We start from the raw sequence: 24,130 nt of genomic DNA on the forward strand, positions 1-24,130 counted from the left end.
GTGCTGGACCGAGGGGGCAGAGGGCTCGCAGTACGATGATCCGACCCTGTCGGTGAGCTGAGGAGATGCGTACCCGTGCCAGCCCCGAAGGTCTGGGTGACCGGTCTGACGGTGGGAGCGATAGCAGTGGTCGCCGCCCTGGCCGTCCAGGCCGACAAGGGCCCGCGTCCCACGGCGACGGCCCGTCCGAGCGCGTCGGCGTCGGCCTCGGGGGGCGGGCAGCCCAGCCCCACCGCCTCCGCACCGGCCGCGGTACCGGACGCCTCCGGCACCGGCCGGCGCATCGTCTACTCCCTCGGGCTGCGGCGGGTGTGGCTGGTCGACGAGAGCGACGCCGCCCGCCGCACGTTCGCCGTATGGCCGGGGACGGTCGCCCCCGACCCCGGCAGCTACTCCGTGGTCTCCCGCCGCGACGCGACGACCGGCTCGGACGGGGTGGCGATCGAGAACATCGTCTACTTCGCCACCAAGTCCGGCCTCAACATCGCCTTCTCCAACGCCGTCGACGGCTCCTCACCGCCGCCGGCCTCGGGCACCCAGACCGGCGGCATCCGGATGCGCAAGGCCGACGGGTCGGCGGTGTGGACGTTCGGCTCGACGGGGACGACGGTGGTGGTCGTCAACTAGCCCCTGCGGTCACGGGACTTTGATCAGCGTGACCTGCATGGAGGGCCGGTAGGTGGTCCCGTCGTCCGTCCGCTCGTGCAGGACCGTCTGGACGCGATGGCCGTCGCTGAACTCCACGGTGGAGCGGGTCGTGTCGCCCTGGTAGGTCCAGGTGTCGCCGTCCGCGACGAGTCGGCTGACGGTCACATTGCCCTGGCTGTCGAAGAAGTGCGACCGGTAGGCGCCGCTCGTCTCGTCGTAGCCGATGATCTCCGTGCCACCGACGTCGAACTCCCCGATCCGCCCGTAGGCGGAGTGGACGAGGAAGACCCCGCCGGGACCCCATTCGTACACGTCGGAGGTCGTGATCGTCGGCCCCGGGCTGCCGTCCTCATTGATCACGTGACCTTGGTTGATCCACCGTCCCACCCAGGCGTCGAGCGCCCGGTGCCGGGGCCCCGGCCCGGTCGGCGGGTCGCCGACGGCGTGCTCGGTGCCGCGGTTGACGGCCACCACACGCGGTGTCGTCCCGTCCGTCATGACTCACTCCGTCCGCCGGTCAACTGCACGACGAGCAGCACGATTCCGCTGAACACGAAGGCACGCGTCGCCGCGTCGAGCCCGTTCCAGTCGGCCGACTGCCACATGGAGAACCACTCGCCGCCGATCGCGATGAACCCGGCGCCGAACAGCAGCAGAACCATCAGCAGGCCGTAGGTGGAGAAGCGGCGGGCGCGGGTGTCGTCGTGCCGGAACCAGAGCCACGTGCCGTATATCAGGACGAGTGCGGCGACCGTCTCCCAGACGATGATCGCCACGTACGCCGTGTTCTGAAGTCCCTTGCTGGTGACGGCTCTCCACATCAGGTCGTCGTCCTTGAACGTCGTATCCATCGCCAGGACGTGCTGCACGAACTGCTGATTGGTCCCGAAGTCCGTGATGTTCCCGAAGGCGACGAGCGCGATGTAGAGCGCGACGCTCGCGGTGAGGAGGGTGGCGGTGAGGCGGAGAGCGCTTCGTGGGGGTGTCGTAGGCATGATGGTCATCTTGCCCGGCGGGCGGGTTCGTCCGCTCGCCCTTGGTGGACCCCGTACACCCACCCTGCCGGGCACGGCGGGTGTACGGGGCGGGGAGCGGGGTGATCAGCCGGTCATCGAGGCCGACCCCCGGAGAGCCTGCGTGAGCTCATTGAGGTCATCGAGCGTGTCGGCGGTGCCCCCTGGGTTGCCACCGGGATCGCCGGCCGTGTCTTCGGGGCGTGGTGCGACCACGCACTCGGAGCGACTCGACTCGGCGGACCCGTTGAAGGCCGTGACGCAGAACTCGTAGTTCCAGGTGCCGGGGAACAGGAACCCGACACCGTGGCTGGTGCCGTCGGCCGTGAACATGTCCGGTTCATAGGTGCCGCCGCCGTCGACGGACGCGTTGCGGATCCAGACCCGGTAACCGGCCGCCTGGCTCGAAGCGTTCCAGGTCAGCTGGACGGTGGTGGGGTCGGTCGAGGTGACCTTCAGGCCGGTCGGCACCGAGGGTGTGCCGGCGCCGACGACGACCGAGCGGGCGATGTCGGGCAGGCCACCGCCTGCGGCGTTCCAGGTCGCCACCGCGACCAGGTAGCGGCGGCCGGGCTCGAGGCCGTCGATGTGCGCCGATGTGCCCCGTATCCCCACGCTCTGGATGAACGTGCCGGGGGTGTCCCTGTCCCAGGTGATGACCTCGTAGCGGTCGACCGAGCCGGCGAACTCACCGGTCGGCGGCTTCCATGAGACATCTACGCCGGTGGCGGTGGCGCGGGTGACGATGTCGGTCGGCGGCGGAGTGGTCTGCGGGTGGGAGGTCGCGCTGACCACCGGGGACCAGTCCGACTTCTGGTCGCCGTTGTCGGTGCGGACCTGGTACTCCCACTCCATGCCGTCAGTGGTCCACGTGGTGTCGAAGCGGTTCGCCGACACGGAGAACTCACTCCACTCCGCGGAACCCTTGATCCGGTGCCGGACGGTGTAGCCGTGCGCACCGTACATGCGATCCCAGGTCACCTTGATGCCGGACGGGACGGATCTGGCGACGACGCCGCTCGGCACGGGCGTCGGCCGGGACGGGGCCGCCGGGGGGATGGCGGGCAATGAGGCGCCGATGCCATAGGTGTCGTGGAGGGTACGCGCGAAGGCCTGCGCGATCTGGTATTCGCCGAGGGCGTTGGGGTGCAGACCGTCGTATCCGGCCGGGCAGCTGTCGACGTCACAGCTGTAGTGGCCGCGCCAGTCGACCAGCGCCACGCGGGAGGCCGCGGTGCTCCACCGAGGGACCGCGGCGGCCAGCATCCGGTTGTAGTTGTTGGTTTTGACGGGCAGGTCCTCACGGCCGCCGATGAACGTACGCTGGGGAACGTTGGCCAGGGCGAACTTGATGTCGGGCTTGGCGGCGCGGGCCTGGTCGACCAGCTCCTTCATGCTGTCGAGGGTTCCTTCGGGGCCGCTGACGAACCAGCCCATGTCGTTGAACCCGAGCCCGACCAGAAGCAGGTCGGGCTGGTACTCCGTGACCGCCTGGCGGATGAGCTTCTTGTCCTGGGCCGCCTGGCGGCCCCAGACGGCGAAGTGGTCGCTGTCGAAGGTCTGCAGCTCGGCGTATCCGCCCCAGGTGCGGGGCGGCGACGACTCGTCCCGAGCCTCCCCCTGAAGCGGCGGCGGGGACGGGGCCACCGCGTCGGCCGGGGGTTTGGTGCCGCGGTACGGGCCGACGAAGTCGACGCTCACACCCTCGTTCCTGAACCATTCCCACAGGCGGTAGCGCCACGTCCAGTCACCCTCGTCGCCCTGGCTCATCGAATCGCCCACCACCATGATCCGCAGCCTGCCGGGGAGATTGCCGCTGCCCCATTCCGGTAGGAAGCTCTTGCCCTTTTCGTAGACCCATCCGGCGAACCGAATCATGGCCGATCCGGCCGTGATGGCCGCGTCCTTCCCCCAGCTCCACCACCCCTTCAGATGCCTCGGCAGGTCATTCTTCAGCCATTCGCCGCACCGCTTGATCAGGTCGGGCAGTTTGGTCTTCGCCCACGCGCCCAGACCCGCCTCCCAGATGGCCGCTCCTGCCGCGGCAGCCACCGCATAGAGCAGGGTGTTGGCCCACTCTTCACCGTTCGTCACTTCACCCTCGAACGCCTGGACGGTGAAGCGGCCGGCCACGGTCCCGAGGAACGCGCCGACCGACCCACAGACCACGGCCGCCTCGGGGAAGAAGCCGATACACACGGTTCGCGCAAACAGGTGCATCGCCAAGCCCGCTGTCGCCGCGATGATGTTCTGCCACCAAGAGGCCTCGGTGTGCACCTCCGACTCGGGGATGACGAAGTCGATCCCGGTGGGCGTCGCGGAGATGGTGGCGTCGAAGGAGACCCAGGTGGTGAACCCGTCACCCGGGGTTTTCACGTCGTAGTTCTGAAAGTCCTCTCTGATCGTGTCGCTCAGGCGGGCGTTGCGCGCGTCTATCTGGGCGACCAGCAGTCCCAGTACGTCCTGGTCGAGGCTCTCTCCGGAGTCGTAGCTCAGGGTCAGGTCCCCGTCAGCGCTTTCGGTGACGTCGAGGGCGCCGGCCTGCGCGGTCGAGGGCTTCTGCACCGCCGCCTCGGCGGACACTCCTGTGCCGCAGATCAACGCTGTGGCCACCACCATGGCCACGGTCGCCATCCACGAGGGACGTCTTCGGCGTCTTTGTAATTCCACGTTCGCATCTCCCTACTGGGGGACAGGGGCGAGGAAACCAAACAAGCTTTCGGGACAGGCGGTCAACAAACTTCAGAAGAACGGTGATCCATTTCCAACTCCGTGCCCTGTCAAGGGTGTTGGGGTTTGAGCCTGAACGGATCGTCCCCGTTCGATTACAGTGCTGAGCTGTCGTACGTGCGGGCGATACCAACGGAGGTCTTGGTGGGTGCGGCAGCCGGGGCCGTCTGGGGACGTGCCGAGCAGCAGGACTTCCGTAGCCGGGTGCGTGGGACGCTGCTCGGAGCGGCACTGGGGGATGCGCTGGGGGCGCCCGTCGACGGGCTCGGGAGTGAGGAGATCCGGGAGGCGTACGGCGCCGAGGGGCTCGTAGATCTTGCCGTCGGGTATGGGCGGCGGGGGGCCGTCACGCATCTCACCCAGCTCAGCCTGTTCTCCGTCGACGGGCTGATACGCGCGCAGGTGCGCCGCGACACGGGTGCCTGGCATCCGCCGACCGATCTGCACCGGGCGTATCTGCGCTGGGCGGCGACCCAGCGGGACTGGGGGCCCGACGAGCGGCGCAAGGATGACGGGTGGCTGGCGCGGGAGGAGTGGCTGTACGCCCGGCGGGATCCGACGCGCTCCCTGATCGTCGGGTTCGGGGACGACAGCATGGGGACGCTCGACGCTCCCAAGAATCCTGGTGAGACGGGGCCCGAGGCCGCCGGCCGTTCCGCGCCGTTCGGGCTGCTCGTGGGGTGGGAGCCGCAACTGGTCGTGCAGCTGGCCGTGGAGTGCGCCGCGCAGACGCACGGGCATCCGGCCGCCTATCTGTCCGCGGGCGCGTACGCCGTGATCGTGCACTCCCTGGCCCGCGGCGAGACCCTCGACGGCGCCGTGCAGCGGGCCCTCGCGCTGCTCGCCGCCCGGCCCGGGCACCAGCCCGTCTCCGACTCGCTCCAGCACGCCCTGGGCGCCGTACGGCAGGGCATGCCATCGACGGCGCGGGTGGAGGAGCTGGCGGGGGACGGGACGGCGGACGGGCTGCTGGCCGCGTCCGTGTACTGCGCGCTGGTGGGGGAGGACGTACGGCACGGTCTCTGCCTCGCCGTGAACCAGGCCGGGCCCTCGGCCGCGGCCGGCGCGCTGACCGGCGGGCTGCTGGGCGCCCTGCACGGCGAAACGGCCCTCCCCCCGGCCTGGCTGGCCGAGCTGGAGGGCCGTCCCACGATCCTGGAACTCGCCGACGACTTCGCCATGGAGATGACGCAGGGGCCCGCCCTGCATGGCCCGGCGGGCTCGGCCCCGGGGTGGATCGCCCGCTATCCGAGGGCCTGAGCGGCAGCGCCCTGAAGGGGCGCGGGGAACTGCGCGACCAGCTACGACGTGCCCGCAGACGAACGACGGACCGGTGCGGCCCTTCCCGCGGAGCGCCGGTCTCAGTCCTTCGCCGTCGTACGCACCACGTCGTCCCCCGCTCCCGCCGGAGCCGGTATCGCGGCGGCCGCCGCCCCGTCCCCGTCCGTGTTGATCTTCTCGATGATCGCGAGCCGTTCCGGGGTGTCCTCCGGCTTCACGAAGCCGATGAGGATGTACAGGATGAGCGACACCGCCAGCGGGATCGACACCTGGTACTGGAGCGGGACGCCGCCCTCGACGTTCCAGTTGATCGGGTAGTTGACCAACCAGAAGGCGAACAGGCCCATGGCCCAGCTGGTGAGCGCGGCGGTCGGGCCCGAGCGGCGGAACGGGCGCAGCAGGCCCAGCATCATCGGGATCGCCATCGGGCCCATCAGACCGGCCACCCACTTGATCACGACCGTGATGATGTCCTTGAAGGTCGGGGAGTTGACCTGGGTGGCCGCCGCCATGGACAGGCCCAGGAAGACGACCGTGGCCACGCGGGCCACGCGCAGGCCCTGACCCTGGCTCCAGGTCCGTGCCCTGCGCCAGATCACCGGCGCGCAGTCACGGGTGAAGACGGCCGCGATCGCGTTGGCGTCGGAGGAGCACATGGCCATGGTGTGCGAGAAGAAGCCGACGATGACCAGGCCCAACAGGCCGTGCGGGAGGAGTTGTTCGGTCATCAGGCCGTAGGAGTCGGAACCGTCCGGCTTCTGCGACTCGACCAGCAGCGGCGACATCCACATGGGGAAGAACAGGACGAGCGGCCACACCAGCCAGAGGATCGCCGACAGCCGTGCCGAGCGCTCGGCCTCGTGTGCGTTGCGCGTGGCCATGTAGCGCTGGGCCTGGTTGAGCATGCCGCCGTTGTACTCGAAGAGCTTGATGAAGAGGAAGGCGAGCAGGAAGACCGTGCCGTACGGCCCGACCAGCGGTTTGTCGTGGCCCTGGAGCGCCGGTTCGCTCCAGGCGCCGAAGAACCCGATGCCCTTGTTGTCGAGTTCGACGATCACCGCGACGAACATCGCGACACCGGCGAGGAGTTGGATGACGAACTGGCCGAGTTCGGTCAGCGCGTCCGCCCACAGGCCGCCGATGGTGCAGTAGATCGCGGTGATGGAACCGGTGATGAGGATGCCCTGGTTCAGCGACACACCCGTGAACACCGACAGCAGGGTCGCGATCGCGGCCCACTTCGCGCCCACGTCCACGATCTTCAGCAGCATGCCGGACCAGGCCAGCGCCTGCTGGGTCTTGAGGTCGTAGCGGTTCTTCAGGTACTCGAGCGGGGAGGCGACGTGCAGCCGGGAGCGCAGCCGGTTGATGCGCGGCGCGAACAGCTTCGACCCGATGGCGATACCGAGGGCGATCGGGAAGGACCAGGTCACGAAGGATGTGACGCCGTAGGTGTAGGCGATGCCCGCGTACCCGGTGAACATCACCGCGCTGTAGCCCGACATGTGGTGCGAGATGCCGGAGAGCCACCAGGGCATCTTGCCGCCGGCCGTGAAGAAGTCGCTGACGTTGTCCACGCGCTTGTGCGACCAGACGCCGATGGCGACCATCACACCGAAATAGCCGATGAGCACGGCCCAGTCGAGACTGTTCATGTGCCCCCTTCCAGGGTCCGCCATGTGAACGGCCCGCTCATCGTGAGTGCGTTTACACGAGCACGACAAGCAAGCGTCAGGTCAAGGGACAGTAAAAATGTTCCCCTTGATGACCTGCGTTCACAGACATGAACCCCGGAAAACGGCTCAGCGCATCAGCTCCCCCGCGTTGACCAGCAATGACTGCCCCGTGATCGCCCGTGCCCGGTCCGACGCCAGGAAAACCGCCGCGTCGGCAACGTCCCCGTCCGTGGCCAGCTCCGGCAGCGGCATCCGGTCCGTCAGCCGCTTCAGTACGTCCGCCTCCGGCACCGCCTCGGTCTGCGCGGCGAACTGCACGAACGCCCGCACCGGCGGCCCCCACATCCACCCCGGCAGCACGGTGTTCACCCGGATCCGATACGGCCCCAGCTCCCGCGCCAGCGAGTACATCGCGCTCGTCAGCGCCCCCTTGGACGCCGCGTACGCCGCCTGTCGCACCTCCGAGGGCGCCGCCACCGCCGACTGCGTCCCGATGAACACCACCGAGCCCCCGCTTTCCTTCAGCGCCGGAAGGCACGCCCGGGTCATCCGCAGCGACCCCAGCAGATTCACGTCGATCACCGACTGCCAGGTCACGAAGTCGGCGTCCTCCAGACCGCCGAAGTAGCCGTCCCACGCGGCCACATGGACGACCGCGTCGATCCCCCCGAACCGCTCCCGCGCCAGCCCGGCGAGGGCCTCGCACTGCGTCTCGTCGGTGATGTCCGTCGCCCGGTACGCCGTGTGCGCCCCGTCCGGATCGATCTCGGCGGCGCTCTTGGCGAGATTCGCCTCCGTCCGCGCCCCCAGCACGGCATTGCCCCCGTCCCGTACGACAGCCGCCGCGACCTGATGCCCGAGCCCGGCCCCGACTCCCGACACGACGACCGTCTTGCCCGCGAGCAGTGACATCCCGATGCCTCCCGCCTCTTCCGCTCTATCTGACGGAGCGTCAGAGTATGGGCGACCGCAGGAAAGGGGAACCGCATGAGCGACGACACCCGCAGCGACACGTACGCCGAGCTGGCCGCCGTAGGCCCGTACGGGGTCCACCCGGGCCACGCCCTGATCACCATGGTCGAACCGCATCCGGGCCACGAGTACGCCTACAACCGCTGGTACGAGGACGACCACTACTACGCCGGCGCGATGGCCATGCCCTGGATGTACGCGGGACGCCGCTGGGTGGCCACCCGGGACCTCCAACTCCTCCGCTACCCCGAGAAGTCGGCGATCGCCCAGCCGGTGACCGCCGGCTGCTACATCTCGACGTACTGGATCACCGATGGCCGCTACGACGACCACATGAGGTGGACCGTCGGCATCAACAAGCGCCTCAACCGCGACGGCCGCGTCTACCAGGACCGTACGCATGTCTTCACGGCGTTCCAGGACCACGAGGCGACGGTGTACCGGGACGGCGCGGCCGGGCCCCGGGACTATCACGCCCTCGATCACCCCTACGCCGGACTGGTCGTGGAGGTCGTCGACGCCGAATCGGCCGGGCAGCGGGCCGAGTTGCTGGAATGGCTGCGTTCACGCCATCTGCCGAAGCGGCTCGCGGGCTCCCCGGCAGCGATGGTCACCGTCTTCCGGCCGACCCCGCTGCCGGGGGATCGCATGTCGTACGTGAAGCAGGTCGAGGGCGTCGATACGCGGCTGACCCTGCTGTGGTTCCTTCAGGCGGACCCGCGGGAGTGCTGGGAGGAGTACTTCACCGGGCTGGACTCGGCGGTCGGGGAAGCGGGACTGGGGAGGGTGGAGCTGGTGGCGCCGTTCGTGCCGACCGTGCCGGGGACGGACATGTACGTGGACCGGCTGAGGTAGCGGGGAGGGGGAGGGGGCGCGGGACCATAAGCCGAGCCCCCTCGGCAAGGACGGCGGGCTAGTCGAGAGGGCTCTTCCTGTGGTGCTTATGGAGTTGTGGGAGACGGTGCAGCATCAGCCGAGGTCGAAAGCTCCCCGGCCGGCCTGAGCCACGAAGGCGTTCCACGCGTCGGCCGGGAAGGCCAGCGTGGGGCCCTCGGGGACCTTGGAGTCCCGGACGGCCATGGCCGCGAGAACCGGTGACTTGATCTCGACGCACGCGCCGTTTCCCGTGGAGTACGAGGACTTGGTCCACGTGTCCGTGGCGCCCTGACGAATTGCCATGTTCGCTCCGCATTGCCAGTTGATGAGTTGCTGAGATTGCGCCAACGGTGTTGCCCGATGGCGTGATCGACGCTACTCGCCAACATCGGCTGATGAAGCGACCATTCACTCGACCGGATGGCATATTCCATTGGATCTTCCATCCCGGCCGGGCGAAGGTGTACTGTGCGCTTCCTTCTGCCCAGGGGGCGCAATCCAGGGCCTCGGCCCTACCGCGCGTAGTCCTTCGCGATGTCCGCGATGAACTGCCGGGACTGATCCACATTCAGCGCCTGCGCCCGCAAATGCTCGTACATCACCGCGTACTTCTGGACGTCGTTCGCCTTCTCCAGGTACAGATCGCTGGTGACGCCCTCGATGTAGACGACGCTGGAATCCGCCGCGTCCGGGAACTCCAGGATCGCGTACTGCCCGTTGAGGCCGGGATGGGCGCCCATGTCGAACGGGATCACCTGCACGGTGACGTGCGGGAGCTGCGACTGCTCGACCAGGTACTCCAACTGCTCGCGCATCAGGGTGCGGTTGCCGACCACCCGGCGCAGGGCGGCCTCGTCCAGGACGGACCACAGGCGCAGCGGGTTGTCCGGGGCGGTGATTCGTTCCTGCCGGCGCAGGCGCACCTGGACGCGCTTCTCGACTTCGGCCGCCGCGGTCTCCGGCAGTGCCCCCGCGATCAGCGCCTCCGCGTACGTCCGGGTCTGCAGCAGACCGGGGACGACCTGCGGGTCGTACACCCGAAGGCTCGCCGCGTCCGTCTCCAGACCGATGTAGACGCTGTACGGGATGTCGCCGAACGAATGCCACCAGCCCTGCTGGCGGGAGTCCTTGGCCATTTGCATCAGCGAGTCGACGATCCGGTGGTCCTCCACCTCGTAGACCCCGCACAGATCGCGGACGTCACGCTGGCTGATACTGCGCCGACCGTTCTCCAGCCGGCTGATCTTCGACTGCGACACCAGCAGTCGTTCCGCCACTTCCTCGGCCGTCATGCCCTTGAGCTCGCGGAGCCTGCGCAGCTCCTGGCCCAGCCGGCGCCGCCTGACGGTGGGATTGACATTGGACGCCACGGGACGTGCACCTCCGGCTGCGTGCCTTGATTGCCACTTTGCGTATCTGCTGCTGAGCAGACTGCCACCAAGGTGCTTCTTACCGCTGGGAAACGGTGGATATACGGCGGGTACGCGCCAGTTCGGACGCGGTGGCGCCGGGTGGCGCGGCATGAAGGCGCCGCTACGCACGGCCGCGCGGGGCGGTGAGGCCGTGTCGTCGTCCGGACGTACGGCCTCATTGCCCCGCGCGGTCCAGCGGCTCCCGTACCGGGTCCGGGGGGATGCGGTGCGGCGCTGATGTGCGTGGTGCGTGGTGCGGTTGTGCGGCGGTTCGGGTGGTGCTGCTCGTGTCGTGGGACTGCGGCTCAGTGGGCCACGACACGCGTCATGGAACCGCGACGAGGTTGCATCGGAACACCGCGGGCGGGTTCCGGTGCGGCCCTGCCACCGGGGGCGGCCTGGCGGCCGGCCGATGATGCCGGGCTGCGGCGCGGCTGGGCCGCCACGCCGTTCTGGACGTCCATCACGGCGTGCGCCACGAGGCCGCCCATGGGGTCGTGTCTGATCAGATCCCGTAGCCGGGAGCGGGACGAGCGTCCCTCATTACCCGGATACAGGTGCTTGCCGAGGCCGACCGCGTGCGCCAGTGCGGCGAGCGCCGCGGTCCGCGGGTCCGGCGGTACGCCGGTGCGGATCGCGGAGTCCAGCCGGGCCCTGATCTCCCGGCTGATCTCGGTCTGACTCGCCTGGTAGCGAGTCGTCGGCAATACCCCGCACATCTGGCCCGCCACGGCATGCACCATGCCGCACCGCTCCAGATGCGAGAGGTAGGTCTGGCGCAGCCCCAGTCGTGGCCCGCCAATCCAGTGGACCGCCCGCACCGGGGCGCCGCGCCTTCGCAGCAACTCCAACGCGCAGTCCAGAGTCGGATCTCCAGTCGGCCGTGGGGACACCACGGCGATACGATCCCCGTCAGGGGCTATCCGTCCGGCCAGCGCCAGCTCCACTAGCTGTGCTCCGGCCAGACCAAGGTCGAGCGACTGCGGCTGTGCAGTGGTACCCGTGGTCGGGTCCAACGCCAGCAGCAGAAGCTCCTCCGGAAGTGTTCTGCGGCTCCTGCCCATCCATGCCTCCCCGCGTGGATGAATGACAGGGTGACCCCTCTCACATTGGTCTGTCGAGAGCGCGTGACCGGAATGTAGTGGAACCGGCAGGTATGTCGTTCTCGTCTACCGCAGGGGTTAAGCCCGCACACAGGACACTGGTACATGGTTCGGACAGGGGTAGGGATGCTGTGTCCGGGCGGCGATTCACGGTTCGGTACGCGCACGGAAGGCTCCGTGCGGCGCATGGAGGAGGCATCGGTGGCGGGCGAGTCCCCCGACAGGTCGAAGAAGCGCGAGTCGTCGGCAGAACCGACGTCGGGGAGCGCGGGTCCGGTTCCCGAAGCCAGGCGCGAGGCCGCGGATCCGCGCCTCGCGGTGGCGCGGGACGCGGGGTCGCCCTCGTCGTCCGAGGCGCGAGGTGGCGTGGATACGGCGACGAAGGTCTTCTCCGTACGAGACCTCCCGAAGGATGTCCGGGAGGCGGAGGGCTCCGCCGGTGAGGGCGAGGGTGACGGTGCCGCGGACTCCGCCGCGCCGGAGGACTCTTCCGGCGGGGACGAGGCGAGCGCCGGGGATGTCGCCGGTGGAGAGGCGAACGCCGGGGGTGACGACCGGCTGCGGGCGGCTGTGGCTGCCTGGGTGGCCAGTGCGGACGAGGAGCCGTCCGAGGGGGACGCGGAGGCCGAGGGCGCGGTGACGTCCGAGGGCGACGAGGACGCCGACGGAGACGTGGCGACGTCCGAGAGCGCCGATGAGGGCTCGGAGGGCGGTGACGGGGCTGCTGGCGAGGCTGAGGCGGTTGCCGGGGCCGACGCCGACGCCGACGCCGAGTCGGAGGGCGACGTGGACTCCGACGGTGATGCTGAGGCGGCTGACGCTGGGACCGAGGCCGGTGGTGAGGCAGGGGTCGATTCGGAGGCTGGCGCCGAGCTTGAGGGCGACGCCGACGGCGATGCTGACGCAACGGCCAGGGCCAATTCCGAGGCCGCTGACGTGGAGCCGGAGGCCGATTCCGAGTCTGAGGGCGACGTCGACGCCGAGACGCGTGCCGGCTCTGCGGGTGAGGCGGGTGCCGACGCTGACGCGGAGGTCGAGGCCAGTAGTGCGGTGGGGGTCGATTCCGAGACTGACGGCGAGCCTGAGGGCGATGCCGGCGATGAGGCCGTCACTGACTCCGGGGCCGACTCCGAGCCGGAGGCTGACGTCGAGTCGGAAGGCGACGTCGAGGCCGAGACGGGTGCCGACGCCGAGGGTGATGCTGAGGCTGGCGCGGAGGTCGAGGCCGGCAGTGACGCCGTGGCTGACTCTAAGGCTGAGTCCGAGCCGGAGGCTGACGCCGAGTCTGAGGGCGATGCCTACGGTGAGGCCGCGGCTGACTCCAAGCCCGAGCCCGATTCCGAGGCTGACGCTGAGGCTGATGCCGGGTCCGGCCGCGATGACGACGCCGACGCCGGCGACTCTCCCAAGGCCGACAAGCCCCCCGTAGACCAGCCCACCGCCGTCTTCAAGGCCGTGCGGCCATCCGCGCCTGCCGTCGATCAGCCGACCACCATGCTGAAGCTGGGTGGGGCGGCCAAGTCGGGGTCCAAGGACGCCGACACGCGCGACCAGGCCGATGAGGGGCAGTCGCGTAAGCCCGTGGCCGACGTTGAGCGCACCAGTCGGTTCGTCGCGCTCAAGCCGTTGGATGAGCCGAAGCCCGCCAGGCCGGATGCCACCTCGCCCGTGCCGCAGGTGGGGCCGGAGCGGACGACGCAGCAGCCGTTGCCGCCGAAGCCGCCGCTGGATCTGCTGGCGGAGCTGACGAACACGCCGCCGCCTCCGCAGACGCCGCTGCGTACGGCGGCGCGGCGGGTCAAGATCTGGACGCCGCTGGTTTTGCTGCTGGCGGTTGTCTTTGCGGTCGTACAGGCCGTGCGTCCGCTGCCGACGCCGGAGCTCGCGCTCACCGCCGAGGACTCGTACACGTTCGAGGGCAACAAGGTCGACCTGCCGTGGCCCGGTGAGGGCCAGGGCTGGATGGACGTCAACGGCATAGGGACGATGGGGAACTTCGGCGAGCAGAAGCCGGTCGCCATCGGGTCGGTCGCCAAGGCCATGACCGCGTACATCGTCCTCAAGGAGCATCCGCTGAAGTCCGGCGACGAAGGGCCGAACATCAAGGTCGACGCCCTCGCCGAGAAGGAGGGCGGCTACAACGAGGAGGGCGAGTCGACGCTCAACACCGTCAAGGCGGGCGACACGCTCACCCTGAAGCAGGCGCTGTCGGCCGTCATGATCCCGTCGGCGAACAACATCGCCCGGCTGCTGGCCCGTTGGGACGCGGGCTCCGAGAAGGCGTTCATCGAGAAGATGAACGACACCGCCAAGGAGCTCGGCATGAAGAACACGACGTACACCGACGCCTCCGGGCTGAAGGAGACCACCGTCTCCACCGCCGAGGACCAGGTGAAGCTCGGCAACGAGCTGGTGCAGATCCAGGCGCTGATGGACATCACCAAGCTGCCGACGTGGGTCGACCCGTCGGGGCAGAAGTGGCCCAACTTCAACCGTCTCGTCCCCTACAACGGCGCCATCGGCATCAAGACCGGCACCACCACCGCGGCCGGCGGCAACCTGCTCTACGCCGCCACCAAGGAGATCGACGGCGAGACGGTGACCGTCGTCGGCGCCATCCTCGGGCAGCACACGGCCCCGATCATCGACACGGTCAACGCGGTCAGCAAGACCGCGATGCTCGCCGCCCAGGACGCGATCACGTCGGAGAAGATCCTGAAGAAGGGCGACGTCGTCGGGTACGTGGACGACCAGCTCGGCGGGCAGACGCCGATCGTCGTCACCAAGGACGTCGCCGCGGTCGGCTGGGCCGGCCTGAAGGTGAAGGTGTCCTTCGCCTCCGACGAGGTCCCGCACACCGCGAAGGCCGGCACCAAGGTGGGCGCACTCACCGTCGGTGACGGTTCGGGCGGCGCCGTGGAGGTGCCGGTGGCGCTGCAGACCGACCTCGGCGAACCGGGCTTCACGGACAAGCTGACGCGCCTCGCCTGATCCCGGGCGCGACGTTCCCAGCCGTCGCCCGCCGCTCGGCCCCCACCCGGGAGCCGAGCGGCGGGCCACGTGTTAGCGTCGCGAATCGGGGCAGGTCACCGCTCACGGGACGCGCCCGGAAAAGCCGCAGGGACGCGGCAGGCAACGGACGGGGAACGGGACGCGTCCTCAAGAGAACAGAAGACGGGACACGGGGAGTGCCTTCAGGTGGCCACTGCGGAGCCGAAACACGCAGACGACGCCGGTCCGGACCCGGGATCAGGCCCGCGAATACGCGTGCCCGCACCGCAGGCCGACACTGAGCACGGCGGTGCGACGGCGGCGCTCAAGCGTGCCGTCCTGACCCTCCGTGAACGGTTCATGCGCCACCCCGTCCTGTCCGTCGCCGCCCTCTCCGGCGTCCTGCACATCGCCTGGTTCTTCACGTTCGCGAACAGCGGCGGCGACCTCGCGGCCCAGGACGCCTGGGCCGAGTTCGTCGGCCGGCACCCCGACTCGGCGTACAACCTCGCCTGGTACGGCGGTATGCACCCCGTGTCGTACAGCGTGGTGTCGCCGTATCTGATGTCCGTCTTCGGCGTCCGTACGTCGATGATGATCGCGGGGACGATCTCGGCCGGCCTGCTGACGCTGATCCTGCTGCGCAGCCGGTCCGTGAAGAACCCCTTGTGGGCCGCGCTCGCGGGGGTGTTCGCGTTTCTGTGCAATGCCGCGTCGGGGCGGGTGACCTTCGGCCTGGGCACGGTGTTCGCGCTGGGCGCGGTCGCGGTGGTGTTCTGCTGGCCGTACCGCTGGCGCTACAAACGCTGGGCGAAGGCGCTGTGCGCGGCCCCGCTGGCGGCGCTCGCCACGATGGCGTCGCCGGTCGCGGGCCTGTTCGTCGGGCTGGTGGCCGTAGCCCTCTTCCTGCAGAAGCGCCGGCCGGGCGCCTGGGCGCTGGGGCTCGCACCCGCGGCCGTGGTCGCCGTCTCCGCCTGGCTGTTCCCCTTCTCCGGCACCCAGCCGATGTCGGTCGGCTCGGCGTCGCTGCCGCTGCTGTACTCGGTGTTCGTGTTCGCCGCCGTGCCGCGCGAGTGGAAGACCGTACGGATCACGGCCGCCGTGTACGGGCTCTCGGTCCTGCTGGTGTGGCTGATCAGCTCGCAGATCGGCTCCAACATCACCCGGCTGCCGATGCTGTTCGCGGGCGTGGCGCTGGTGGCCGCGCTGCCGTTCACGGTGCCGCGCACCCGCAGGTGGTACGCGCTCGTCGTGGTCACCGTCGGCTTCCACACGTGGATCGGCTTCAAGTCCGTGGACGACGTCGTGAACACGACCCCGACCGCCTCCTGGGCCCGCGAGCTGGCGCCGCTCGTCAACGAACTCCAGGAGGTCGGCGCCGAGAAGGGCCGCGTCGAGGTGGTCCCGGCCAGCTCCCACCGCGAGGCCTCCGCGCTCGCGCCGTACGTCAACCTGGCCCGCGGCTGGAACCGCCAGGCCGACATGGGACGCAATCCCCTCTTCTACGACGACACGCTCAACTCCGCGAACTACTACGAGTGGCTCAGGCGCTGGGCCGTCCACTTCGTCGTGCTGCCCAAGGGCAAGGCGGACGGCGACGGCGGTGAGCGCGAGCGGGAGCTGGTTCAGCGCGGCATGCCGTATCTGAAGCAGATCTGGGGCGACGCCAACTGGCAGCTGTTCCGCGTCACCGATCCGACGCCGCTCGCCGAGCCGAACGCCGTCGTCGAGCGCACCGAGCAGACCGAGCTGACCATGAAGGTCACCGTGCCCGGCCGCATCCTCGTCCGCATCCCGTACTCGCCGTGGCTGAGCATCGTCGACGCCGAGGGCAAGAAGCTCAAGGCCCCGCAGGAGACGGAAGCCTCCAAGGACCGCCCCGACGGCACCCCGAAGTCGTACGACAACGCCAACGGCTGCCTGATGGAGGCCGAGGAGGACGCGGACGGCGACAAGTGGACGGTCCTGCTGGCACCGAAGGCGGGCACTTACCGGCTGGGGGCGCCGTACGGGGTGCCGAGGGGGACGCCGTGTCCGGAGGAGCTGAGGTAGCGACGCGACGCGGACCCGCGTGACGGACCCACGTGACGGACCCGCGTAACGGAAGGACAACGAGGCGAACGCGGGCCGGGGGCCGGGCGTCACAGGTGTGTATCGCTCGTCATGCCCTGGGGGACCCATGCGGACACACCTGACACGGACCATCGCGCTCGTCCTGTTCGCCGTCGTCGGTTGCGGCAGTGAGGCGGCCGGTGGGGCCGGTGGCCACAGCCCGGCAGCGGACCCGGCACCGGACACGAAGGAGCGCGCCGGGCGGGTCGCCGAGGCCTGGGACGGGTCCGCCGCCGCCGAGGCGTACGGCAAGGGCTACTACCCGATGCAAGGCCCGGTCCAGCCGCCCGAGGGCGGCTGGCACGACGCGGAGGACAAAGAGGCCTACGCCACCCAGAACCTCGACCTGAGCGCCGAACTGCCCAAGACTCACAAGGGCGGCAACGTGAAGTGGGAGAGCGGAGAGACGCTCGCGCGGGACCTGATAGGCGCGCGGGAGGCGTACGAGACCCTGGAGGGTAACAGCGGCGACGGACCGCACCTCACCGTGACCCGGGTGGAGCTGGGCGAGATGACGCAGGCCACCAGCCGTGGTCCGGCGACCGTCCCGGCGTGGCTGTTCACGCTGGAGGGCTACGACACCCCGCTCAAACGGGTCGCCGTCGGCCCGTCGAAGGTCCCGAAGCCGCCCATCGGTCCGGCCGCGGAGGGGGTCTCCAGTGATCTGTGGGATCTCGGCGGGGTGGTCGAGGTGGCCGGGGACGGCCGGTCGGTGACCGTCGTGGCCTTCCATGGAGCCTGCGACGACGGGCCCGCCGTGGACGTACTCGAGACGGACGGCAGTGTGGTGCTGTCGGGGTACATGGTCGGGACGGACGACGGTCTGTGCCAGGACAGCCTGCACGCCCAGGAGAAGACGGTGGAGCTGGACCGGCCGGTGGGCGACCGAGTCCTGCTGGACGCGTTCACCGGCCGGCCGCTCGGCCCTGCGAGGCGCTGAGCCCTCAGCGATCCTTCGCGTCCACCTTGACCGGAAATGCGATGTCGCACACCGGATCCTCCGCACCCGCCGCGTCCCAGTCGGCGAAGTACACCTCACGGCAGGGGCCCGCGTGTTCCAGCCCTTCGTTCGCGATCCACTCCTCCACCGCCTCGAACGCGGCGATGATCTGCGGGTAGGCCACCTGCGCCTTGGTGATCCGGGTGTAGGCGAACCGCTGTGCGGGATCCACCCGGACCTTGGTCTCCCAGGTCCGCCCCTGTGCCTCGGCCCACGCCCGGGCCGCGGCCTCGTCGGCGACGGGGACGCAGGACTCGGCGGGCCCGTCGCTCTCCATCGACACCTCGGAGTGGTACACGACGAACGGCGGCGCCGTGATGCCCCCGCACTCCCGTGAGGCCGCCTCCAGGCGCCCCAGCGAGGCGCCGATCCACGCCGGCAGTTCGTCCGCCAGCGTGTGCCTGGTCTCGGTGATCACCACCTGCGCCGGTACGTCCACCGTCTCGACCTCGAACTTCCCGTACATCTCGGAGCTCCTCCCCGACAGTCGTCCACGGAGGTACTCGGCGAGCGTCCGCTGCCCCGCGACCCGCGCCTCTACGTCCGCCCAGTACGCGGCGAGCCGTCGCGCGGCCTCGTCCCCGTCGGCCGCCTCGACGATCTCGGCGATCCGGACGAGCGGCATGTCCAGCTGCCGCAACAGGGCCACGAGCCGGGCGCGTTCGGCCTGGTCGGCGCGGTAGTAGCGGTAGCCACTGGCCTCGTCCACATGGGCCGGGGTCAGCAGTCCGAGCCGGTCGTACAGCCGCAGGGCCTTCGCCGAGAGGCGGGCCTTGGCGGCGAACGCCCCGATGGTGAGCAGTTCGTCGTCCACCACGTCATCCTCCGTCACCAGGCGCCTTCCGCCCGGTGACATGGACGCTCACCCTTGCCCCAAGGGCAAGGTCAAGGAGCTGCTGGGCGGGTCAGGCTTTGGTGGCAGGAGCCGCCGGCTACCGAAGGAAGAAGTTGAGAAGAGCGTCCGTGCGCTTACTGAAGGGGGCATACAGGAGGCGGGCGGCGTTCCAACGGCCTTGGACGTAGATGCCCTTGGGGTGGCTGAGTGTCCGGAAACCCTCGATGCCGTGGTACTGGCCCATGCCGCTGGCGCCGACGCCGCCGAAGGGGAGGTCGTCCTGCCCGACGTGCATGATGGTGCCGTTGACGGTGACGTTGCCGGAGGTCGTGCGGTCGAGGACCTTGCGTCGGTCCGTGTCGTTGCTGCCGAAGTAGTACAGCGCGAGCGGTCGTGGGCGTGCGTTGACGTAGTCGATGGCGTCGTCGATGTCGCGGTACGGGAAGACCGGGAGGACGGGCCCGAAGATCTCCTCGTGGGCGATCCGCATCTCGTCGGTGACGCCGAGCACGACGGTCGGTGCGAGGGTGTGCGGGCGGTGGGCGGCCTCGCCCGGCCGGTGACCGACCTCGATGATCCGTGCCCCGCGGTTACGGGCGTCTTCGATCAGGTCGGTGAGGATCGCGTACTGCTTGTCGTTGACGATCGAGGTGTAGTCCCTGCTGTTCGGGCCGTCGGGGTAGGCGGCCTTCACGAGTCGGTCGTAGCTGTCGATGAAGGTGTCGATCTCGGATTCGTGCACCAGGGCGTAGTCGGGCGCTATGCAGGTCTGTCCGCCGCTGAGGAGTTTGCCGAAGACGATGTCGGACACGGTCCGGTCGGTTACGTGTCCCTTGGCGACGATGGTTGGGGACTTGCCGCCCAACTCCAGCGTGACGGGGACGAGGTTCTCGCTCGCCGCCTTCATCACGGCTCGTCCGACCTCGGTGCTTCCGGTGAAGACGAGATGGTCGAAGGGCAGGGAGGAGAAGGCGGAACCGTCGCCGCTGACGATCGTGACCTGCTCCTGCGGGAAGAGCTCGCTCAGCATCGATGCGAGCACGGTGTTCGTCGCCGGGGTGAACTTCGACGGTTTGAGCATGACGCGGTTGCCGGCGGCGATCGCGGTGATGACCGGCATCAGGGAGAGGTTGACGGGATAGTTCCAGGGTGAGATGACGCCGACCACGCCGAGCGGCTGGTATTCGATGCGGTTGGTGCCGAAACGCATGGGCCAGGCGGTGTGGCGGCCGGTGGGGCGCATGAAGCGGCGGAGGTTGTGCTGCAGGTAGTCGATGCCCTGGACGACGCCCCCGAGCTCCATCATCGCGGTCTCGTGTCGCGAGCGGTTTCCGAAGTCGGTGTTGATCGCCTCCTCGATGGCGCTGCGGCGGGCGATCAGTGCCGCCTTGAACCTGCGCAGATCGCTGCGCCGCGCCGCCAGCGAGGGAGTTCCGTCGCGGAGATAGGCAGCGCGCTGAACAGCGAGGATACGACCGAAGCGCTCCGCGTCCGTGGGCTGTGAGATGGCTTCCGTGATGGTCATGATCTTGTTTCCTTACTGTGGCTGGCCGGTGAGGGCGACGGAGGAGCGGTGCCGGCTAGCGGCGGGCCATCCGGCCCATGAACCGGACGATCAGGCGGCGCGGCAGGACCTTGCTCGCGAGGGCGAGCCGGCGGCCGTTGGTGATCACCGACGGGGGCGCGGAGCGGCGGTCGAGCGTGTCCAGGGCGGTCCTGACGACGTGGTCCGGGGTGGCTCGCTTCGTGCCGTAGTCGGCCGACTGGCTGCCGGCGACGTCGTAGAACTCGGTCTTCGTGGCGCCGGGGCACACGGCGAGGACGCGTAGGCCGCTGCCGTGGCTCTCCTCCCACAGCGATTCGGTGAAGCTGAGGACGAAGGCCTTGGTGCCGCCGTAGACGCTCAGGTACGGGGTCGGCTGGAAGCCCAGCAGGCTGGCGACGTTGATCAGGATTCCGGTGTCGGCGGAGGTCAGCGGGCCGATGTAGGCGCGGCTGAGGTCGACCAGCGCGCTGACGTTCAGCGCGATCATGCTCTGCAGGCGGTCCGGGTCCTCGTCGGTGAGGGCGTTGTGGGTGGCGAAGCCGGCGTTGTTGACGAGGCCGGTGGCGTGGATGCCGCGGGATTCGAGTTCGGCGCGCAGGGTGCGGCCGGCGTCGGGCCGGCCGAGGTCGCGGGCGATGACGGTCACCGTGACGCCGTGGGTGCGGGTGAGGTCGTCGGCCAGGTCCTTGAGCCGGTCCGCGCGGCGGGCGACGAGGACGAGGTTCGCGCCGCGGGCGGCTAGTTGCCGTGCGAATTCCGCGCCGAGGCCGGAGCTGGCTCCGGTGACGATGACGGTCTGGCGGCGATAGTCGATTTTGCTCATGGCTTCACTCTACGCATGCTTTTGCACTGAGTGTAAGCTGTTACATCTCGCGAAGAGATGTACCATCGGTGCATGGCTCAGAAACCGGCACCTCTTCGTGAGCAGACCCGCTCGATGGTTCGCGCGCTCCTCGCCAAAACCGCCCTCGAACTGTTCGCCGCCAAGGGGTACGACGACACGACACTCGACGAGATCGCCGCCGCGGCCGGTGTCTCCAAACGGACCCTGTTCAACTACTTCCGCAGCAAGGAAGACCTCGCCCTCAACGGCCTTGCCGAGCAGGGCGAATTGATCGCCGCGCGGCTCGCCGAGCGCCCGGCCGACGAGGACCCGTGGACGTCGCTGCGGGCGGCGTTCCAGGTGCTCGAGGAGATGGAGACCACCGCCGAACGGCGGCTCGAGCTGGTCACCCTGCTGTTCGGCAACGAATCCCTGCGCGCCGGCCACGCCGAGAAGCAGGCCCGCTGGCAGGACCTGTTCGCACCGCTGATCGAGCCGCGACTGCCCGACTCCGACCACCGCGCCTTGCAAGCCCGCGCGATCGCGGCCGCGGCGATCACCTGCCTCCAGGCAGCAATGGAAGAGTGGATGCGCCTGGACGGACAGGTCGACGAGTTCGACCTCTACGACGCGGCAGTGCAGGCCATCCGCCGCCCGGCCTCACAACCAGAGAAGAAGACGACATGACCCATCGCCTGCCCCCGGCGGACCTGCCGAGCATGGCGGCCGCCCTGCGCGCCGAACGCGCCGAGATGCTGAACTTCACCAGCGGCCTCACGGACGACGAATGGACCGCGCCCAGCGCCGCGGCCGGATGGCGCATCGCCGACGTCGTCGCCCACATAGGTGCGACGGCACGGAGCTTCTACGTACCCTCCGGGCTGCGCACGACCTTCGCCGCCAGCCTGGAACAGGCCAACGAGGACCCCGTCGACCGACGGCGGAACTGGAGCCGCGCCAAGGTCATGGCCGAGTACGAGGGCGCCAGCCGGCGAGCCACCACGATCCTCGACGTGGTCAGACGGACACCCGCCGCCCGACTGCGCGTACCGCTGGCTGAACTCGGTCGCTACCCCCTGGGTCTGCTGATGGCCTGCGCACTCGTCTTCGACCATCACACTCACCTGCGCCACGACATGGCCCCGGCGCTCGGCCGGCCCGCGCCGCCCACCGACGCGGACAGGATGCGCGCGGTCCTGACCTGGATGATCGCCGTGCTGAGCAATCAGGTCGCGCAGGCGCCGGTCGCCGGGCTCGATGCCCGCGTCGTCCTGACCCTCACCGGCCCCGGTGGCGGGACCTGGTGGTTCGACGAGGCAGGCGGCCTGGCACCCTCCGACGGCAAGGTCGCCGCGTACATCTCCGCCCCCGCACTGACCTTCCCCGACTGGGGCACCCAGCGCTCGTCCTGGCGCGACAGCGACGTGACACTCACCGGCGACACCGAACTCGCCACCCGCTTCCTCGACGTCGTCAACGTCATCTGACCGGGGCGGCCCGGGATTTGCTTGCCTCGTCCTCGTCCTCCTCACCGGGCGCCGTCCGCCCGGTGACAAGGACGCTCACCCTTGCCCCATAGGCAAGGTCAAGGAGCCGCTAGCCCAGCTGGGTCTCCACCGCCGCCACGACCTCCGCCGACTCCGGCTCGGTCTGCGGTGAGAAGCGGGCGACGACCTCGCCGTCCCGGCCGATCAGGAACTTCTCGAAGTTCCAGCGGATGTCGCCGGTGTGCCCCTCGGCGTCGGCGAAGCCGGTCAGACGCTCGTACAGCGCATGCCGGCCGTCCCCGTTGACCTCGACCTTCTCGGTCAGCGGGAAGGTCACGCCGTACGTCGCGGAGCAGAACTCGGCGATCTCCTCGGAGCTGCCGGGCTCCTGGCCCATGAACTGGTTGCAGGGCACGCCGAGCACGGTGAAGCCCTGCGCGGCGTAACGCTCCTGGAGCCGCTCCAGGCCCGCGTACTGCGGGGTCAGCCCGCACTTGGAGGCCACGTTCACGATGAGGACGGCCTTGCCCTTGTACTGGCCGAGGTCCGCCGCACCGCCCTGGAGCGCATCGATGTCGATGTCGAGTACGGAGTTGCCGGTGGTGTCAGTAGTCATGAGCGGATGCTAACCGCGACAGGTGTCGGCACCGTTCTGGGCCTCGACGAGAACCTGCCCCGCCGCCGTCCGCGAGTACAGCACCGATCGGCCCGCCCTGCGCCGTTCCACCAGCCCCGCGTCCAGCAGGATCTTCACATGGCGGCCGACCGAGCCGAGTCCCTGGCCGGTCAGGGCGACGAGCTGGGTCGTGCTCAGCGGGGAGTCCAGCAGGACGAGCAGCGCGGCTCGCGCGGTGCCGAGCAGCGCGCCGAGGCTCGCGGGCGGGGGCCTGTCCGATACGTCGGCCAGGGCGCCCGTGCACGGGTAGATCACCGCGTATCGGCGCTCGGGTTCCGCCCAGGACACCCAGCCCGCCTTCGGAGTCACCGGCACGAACACCAGCTCCGCGCCGGAGATCTCGCGGGGCGGATATTCGTGCAGGTTGACCTGGAACCGGCTGTCGCCGAGCCAGCGGGTCCCGGGCCGCAGTCCGTCCAGTACGGCTGCCCAGCCGCCCCGGCTCACCTGCGCGAGCCGGGCGATCACGTCGGCCTCCAGGATGCGCCGGCGCCGGGGCCAGTACGGCCGTACGGTCTCGGTCCAGACGTAGGACAAGAGGTCGGCCGCGCGGTCGGGGAGGTCGTCGCGGTCGAGGGCGGTGGGGAGGGGACCGGCGAGGGAGACCTTCAAGTGCGCGCGGGCGTCCTCCGGGCGGGCCGCGCGGACGCGGGCGAGGCCCTCCTCGAAGGTCTCGCCGTCGCGCGGGGTGGGGGTGAGGAAGTCGGCGATCCAGCTGCGGCCGAGCCCCGAGCGGACGAGGAGGGCGGTGACGGGGTCCAAGTGCTGCTGGTAGGCGGGGAGATGGGCGTGCAGCCAGGCCCGCTCGCCGGGGTGCGCGGCCGTGCCCGCGTGCAGCAGCTTCAGGCTGGCGAAGGTCTCGGCGAGCGGTGAGAGGACGAAGCGGCTGCGGGCGAGGGTGTCGGCGTTGATCTGCCACCAGCCCATGGATGTACGCCACCTTTCGCGT

General features: G+C 69.6%; 21 protein-coding genes. 8 read left to right on the forward strand and 13 right to left on the reverse strand.

What is annotated here, in order from left to right:
- The first annotated feature begins 75 nt into the window (after window positions 1-75).
- Window positions 76-627 (forward strand): hypothetical protein, encoded by a 552-nt coding sequence (locus AB0I98_RS08555; protein ID WP_362937269.1) that lies wholly within the window; start codon window positions 76-78, stop codon window positions 625-627.
- Window positions 628-636: 9 nt separating this feature from the next.
- Here the strand turns inward: AB0I98_RS08555 and AB0I98_RS08560 are convergent, their stop codons facing one another.
- The 3 genes from AB0I98_RS08560 to AB0I98_RS08570 all read right to left on the reverse strand — a co-directional run bounded on the left by AB0I98_RS08560 (window position 637) and on the right by AB0I98_RS08570 (window position 4,295).
- The gene (locus AB0I98_RS08560) at window positions 637-1,146 is read right to left on the reverse strand and encodes a DUF1579 family protein (RefSeq protein WP_362937272.1); all 510 of its coding nucleotides are present in this window, start codon (window positions 1,144-1,146) and stop codon (window positions 637-639) included.
- Entirely contained in the window at window positions 1,143-1,643 is a 501-nt protein-coding gene (locus tag AB0I98_RS08565; RefSeq protein ID WP_362937275.1) for a DUF2165 domain-containing protein, read from the reverse strand. Before AB0I98_RS08565 ends, AB0I98_RS08560 begins: the two co-directional genes overlap by 4 nt.
- A gap of 105 nt (window positions 1,644-1,748) precedes the next feature.
- Complete coding sequence (locus AB0I98_RS08570; RefSeq protein WP_362937278.1) at window positions 1,749-4,295, reverse strand: fibronectin type III domain-containing protein; 2,547 nt, start codon at window positions 4,293-4,295, stop codon at window positions 1,749-1,751.
- 240 nt (window positions 4,296-4,535) lie between these two features.
- On the opposite strand from AB0I98_RS08570, the gene AB0I98_RS08575 reads away from it, so the two are divergent.
- On the forward strand, window positions 4,536-5,651 hold the full coding sequence (locus AB0I98_RS08575; RefSeq protein ID WP_362937281.1) for an ADP-ribosylglycohydrolase family protein: 1,116 nt from the start codon (window positions 4,536-4,538) through the stop codon (window positions 5,649-5,651).
- A gap of 101 nt (window positions 5,652-5,752) precedes the next feature.
- Here AB0I98_RS08575 and AB0I98_RS08580 read toward each other — a convergent pair whose 3' ends face one another.
- Together AB0I98_RS08580 and AB0I98_RS08585 are read right to left on the reverse strand one after the other, a co-directional pair.
- Entirely contained in the window at window positions 5,753-7,327 is a 1,575-nt protein-coding gene (locus tag AB0I98_RS08580) for a sodium:solute symporter family protein (protein WP_362937284.1), read from the reverse strand.
- Between the two features lie 147 nt (window positions 7,328-7,474).
- Entirely contained in the window at window positions 7,475-8,260 is a 786-nt protein-coding gene (locus tag AB0I98_RS08585; RefSeq protein ID WP_362937287.1) for an SDR family oxidoreductase, read from the reverse strand.
- A gap of 75 nt (window positions 8,261-8,335) precedes the next feature.
- On the opposite strand from AB0I98_RS08585, the gene AB0I98_RS08590 reads away from it, so the two are divergent.
- Window positions 8,336-9,175, forward strand: coding sequence for a hypothetical protein (locus tag AB0I98_RS08590; RefSeq protein ID WP_362937290.1), 840 nt, complete (start codon window positions 8,336-8,338; stop codon window positions 9,173-9,175).
- Window positions 9,176-9,289: 114 nt separating this feature from the next.
- Here the strand turns inward: AB0I98_RS08590 and AB0I98_RS08595 are convergent, their stop codons facing one another.
- From AB0I98_RS08595 to AB0I98_RS08605, 3 genes are all read right to left on the reverse strand, one after another.
- Window positions 9,290-9,499 carry a DUF397 domain-containing protein gene (locus AB0I98_RS08595; RefSeq protein WP_155056542.1) on the reverse strand — a complete coding sequence of 70 codons (210 nt, stop codon included), beginning with the start codon at window positions 9,497-9,499 and terminating at the stop codon, window positions 9,290-9,292.
- Window positions 9,500-9,708: 209 nt separating this feature from the next.
- On the reverse strand, window positions 9,709-10,566 hold the full coding sequence (locus tag AB0I98_RS08600) for a helix-turn-helix transcriptional regulator (RefSeq protein ID WP_210581553.1): 858 nt from the start codon (window positions 10,564-10,566) through the stop codon (window positions 9,709-9,711).
- Between the two features lie 347 nt (window positions 10,567-10,913).
- A complete protein-coding gene (locus AB0I98_RS08605) occupies window positions 10,914-11,672 on the reverse strand; it encodes a GPP34 family phosphoprotein (RefSeq protein ID WP_210581551.1) in 759 nt (252 codons plus the stop codon).
- Window positions 11,673-11,897: 225 nt separating this feature from the next.
- Here AB0I98_RS08605 and AB0I98_RS08610 point away from each other — a divergent pair, with 225 nt between their 5' ends.
- The 3 genes from AB0I98_RS08610 (at window position 11,898) to AB0I98_RS08620 (ending at window position 17,754) form a co-directional block, all read left to right on the forward strand.
- Entirely contained in the window at window positions 11,898-14,702 is a 2,805-nt protein-coding gene (locus tag AB0I98_RS08610) for a D-alanyl-D-alanine carboxypeptidase (protein ID WP_362937745.1), read from the forward strand.
- Between the two features lie 207 nt (window positions 14,703-14,909).
- Window positions 14,910-16,754: an MFS transporter gene (locus AB0I98_RS08615; RefSeq protein ID WP_362937293.1), complete on the forward strand. Its 1,845-nt coding sequence runs from the start codon at window positions 14,910-14,912 to the stop codon at window positions 16,752-16,754.
- Between the two features lie 127 nt (window positions 16,755-16,881).
- Window positions 16,882-17,754 (forward strand): hypothetical protein, encoded by an 873-nt coding sequence (locus AB0I98_RS08620; protein ID WP_362937296.1) that lies wholly within the window; start codon window positions 16,882-16,884, stop codon window positions 17,752-17,754.
- A gap of 4 nt (window positions 17,755-17,758) precedes the next feature.
- Here the strand turns inward: AB0I98_RS08620 and AB0I98_RS08625 are convergent, their stop codons facing one another.
- From AB0I98_RS08625 to AB0I98_RS08635, 3 genes are all read right to left on the reverse strand, one after another.
- Window positions 17,759-18,646 carry a MerR family transcriptional regulator gene (locus AB0I98_RS08625; protein WP_362937299.1) on the reverse strand — a complete coding sequence of 296 codons (888 nt, stop codon included), beginning with the start codon at window positions 18,644-18,646 and terminating at the stop codon, window positions 17,759-17,761.
- A gap of 100 nt (window positions 18,647-18,746) precedes the next feature.
- Window positions 18,747-20,174, reverse strand: a complete 1,428-nt coding sequence (locus AB0I98_RS08630) for a coniferyl aldehyde dehydrogenase (protein WP_362937302.1) — start codon at window positions 20,172-20,174, stop codon at window positions 18,747-18,749.
- Window positions 20,175-20,229: 55 nt separating this feature from the next.
- Window positions 20,230-21,018: an SDR family oxidoreductase gene (locus AB0I98_RS08635; protein WP_362937305.1), complete on the reverse strand. Its 789-nt coding sequence runs from the start codon at window positions 21,016-21,018 to the stop codon at window positions 20,230-20,232.
- Window positions 21,019-21,090: 72 nt separating this feature from the next.
- Here AB0I98_RS08635 and AB0I98_RS08640 point away from each other — a divergent pair, with 72 nt between their 5' ends.
- Together AB0I98_RS08640 and AB0I98_RS08645 are read left to right on the forward strand one after the other, a co-directional pair.
- A complete protein-coding gene (locus AB0I98_RS08640) occupies window positions 21,091-21,705 on the forward strand; it encodes a helix-turn-helix domain-containing protein (protein WP_362937307.1) in 615 nt (204 codons plus the stop codon).
- Window positions 21,702-22,505, forward strand: coding sequence for a maleylpyruvate isomerase family mycothiol-dependent enzyme (locus tag AB0I98_RS08645; protein ID WP_362937309.1), 804 nt, complete (start codon window positions 21,702-21,704; stop codon window positions 22,503-22,505). The genes AB0I98_RS08640 and AB0I98_RS08645 overlap by 4 nt, the downstream gene beginning before the upstream one ends.
- 109 nt (window positions 22,506-22,614) lie before the next feature.
- Here the strand turns inward: AB0I98_RS08645 and AB0I98_RS08650 are convergent, their stop codons facing one another.
- Both AB0I98_RS08650 and AB0I98_RS08655 read right to left on the reverse strand, forming a co-directional pair.
- Window positions 22,615-23,121: a glutathione peroxidase gene (locus tag AB0I98_RS08650; RefSeq protein ID WP_362937312.1), complete on the reverse strand. Its 507-nt coding sequence runs from the start codon at window positions 23,119-23,121 to the stop codon at window positions 22,615-22,617.
- A gap of 9 nt (window positions 23,122-23,130) precedes the next feature.
- Window positions 23,131-24,108, reverse strand: a complete 978-nt coding sequence (locus tag AB0I98_RS08655) for a winged helix-turn-helix domain-containing protein (protein ID WP_362937315.1) — start codon at window positions 24,106-24,108, stop codon at window positions 23,131-23,133.
- Window positions 24,109-24,130 lie beyond the last annotated feature (22 nt).

The sequence above is a fragment of the Streptomyces sp. NPDC050211 genome, assembly GCF_040656035.1.
Lineage (GTDB): Bacteria > Actinomycetota > Actinomycetes > Streptomycetales > Streptomycetaceae > Streptomyces.

What these genes read in the sequence shown, in the direction of transcription:
- AB0I98_RS08560 (WP_362937272.1), bottom strand. Translation starts at nt 1,146, where the DNA reads ATGACGGACGGGACGACACCGCGTGTGGTGGCCGTCAACCGCGGCACC.
- AB0I98_RS08565 (WP_362937275.1), bottom strand. Translation starts at nt 1,643, where the DNA reads ATGCCTACGACACCCCCACGAAGCGCTCTCCGCCTCACCGCCACCCTC.
- AB0I98_RS08570 (WP_362937278.1), bottom strand. Translation starts at nt 4,295, where the DNA reads ATGGCGACCGTGGCCATGGTGGTGGCCACAGCGTTGATCTGCGGCACA.
- AB0I98_RS08580 (WP_362937284.1), bottom strand. Translation starts at nt 7,327, where the DNA reads ATGAACAGTCTCGACTGGGCCGTGCTCATCGGCTATTTCGGTGTGATG.
- AB0I98_RS08585 (WP_362937287.1), bottom strand. Translation starts at nt 8,260, where the DNA reads ATGTCACTGCTCGCGGGCAAGACGGTCGTCGTGTCGGGAGTCGGGGCC.
- AB0I98_RS08590 (WP_362937290.1), top strand. Translation starts at nt 8,336, where the DNA reads ATGAGCGACGACACCCGCAGCGACACGTACGCCGAGCTGGCCGCCGTA.
- AB0I98_RS08595 (WP_155056542.1), bottom strand. Translation starts at nt 9,499, where the DNA reads ATGGCAATTCGTCAGGGCGCCACGGACACGTGGACCAAGTCCTCGTAC.
- AB0I98_RS08605 (WP_210581551.1), bottom strand. Translation starts at nt 11,672, where the DNA reads ATGGGCAGGAGCCGCAGAACACTTCCGGAGGAGCTTCTGCTGCTGGCG.
- AB0I98_RS08610 (WP_362937745.1), top strand. Translation starts at nt 11,898, where the DNA reads ATGGAGGAGGCATCGGTGGCGGGCGAGTCCCCCGACAGGTCGAAGAAG.
- AB0I98_RS08620 (WP_362937296.1), top strand. Translation starts at nt 16,882, where the DNA reads ATGCGGACACACCTGACACGGACCATCGCGCTCGTCCTGTTCGCCGTC.
- AB0I98_RS08630 (WP_362937302.1), bottom strand. Translation starts at nt 20,174, where the DNA reads ATGACCATCACGGAAGCCATCTCACAGCCCACGGACGCGGAGCGCTTC.
- AB0I98_RS08635 (WP_362937305.1), bottom strand. Translation starts at nt 21,018, where the DNA reads ATGAGCAAAATCGACTATCGCCGCCAGACCGTCATCGTCACCGGAGCC.
- AB0I98_RS08640 (WP_362937307.1), top strand. Translation starts at nt 21,091, where the DNA reads ATGGCTCAGAAACCGGCACCTCTTCGTGAGCAGACCCGCTCGATGGTT.
- AB0I98_RS08645 (WP_362937309.1), top strand. Translation starts at nt 21,702, where the DNA reads ATGACCCATCGCCTGCCCCCGGCGGACCTGCCGAGCATGGCGGCCGCC.
- AB0I98_RS08650 (WP_362937312.1), bottom strand. Translation starts at nt 23,121, where the DNA reads ATGACTACTGACACCACCGGCAACTCCGTACTCGACATCGACATCGAT.
- AB0I98_RS08655 (WP_362937315.1), bottom strand. Translation starts at nt 24,108, where the DNA reads ATGGGCTGGTGGCAGATCAACGCCGACACCCTCGCCCGCAGCCGCTTC.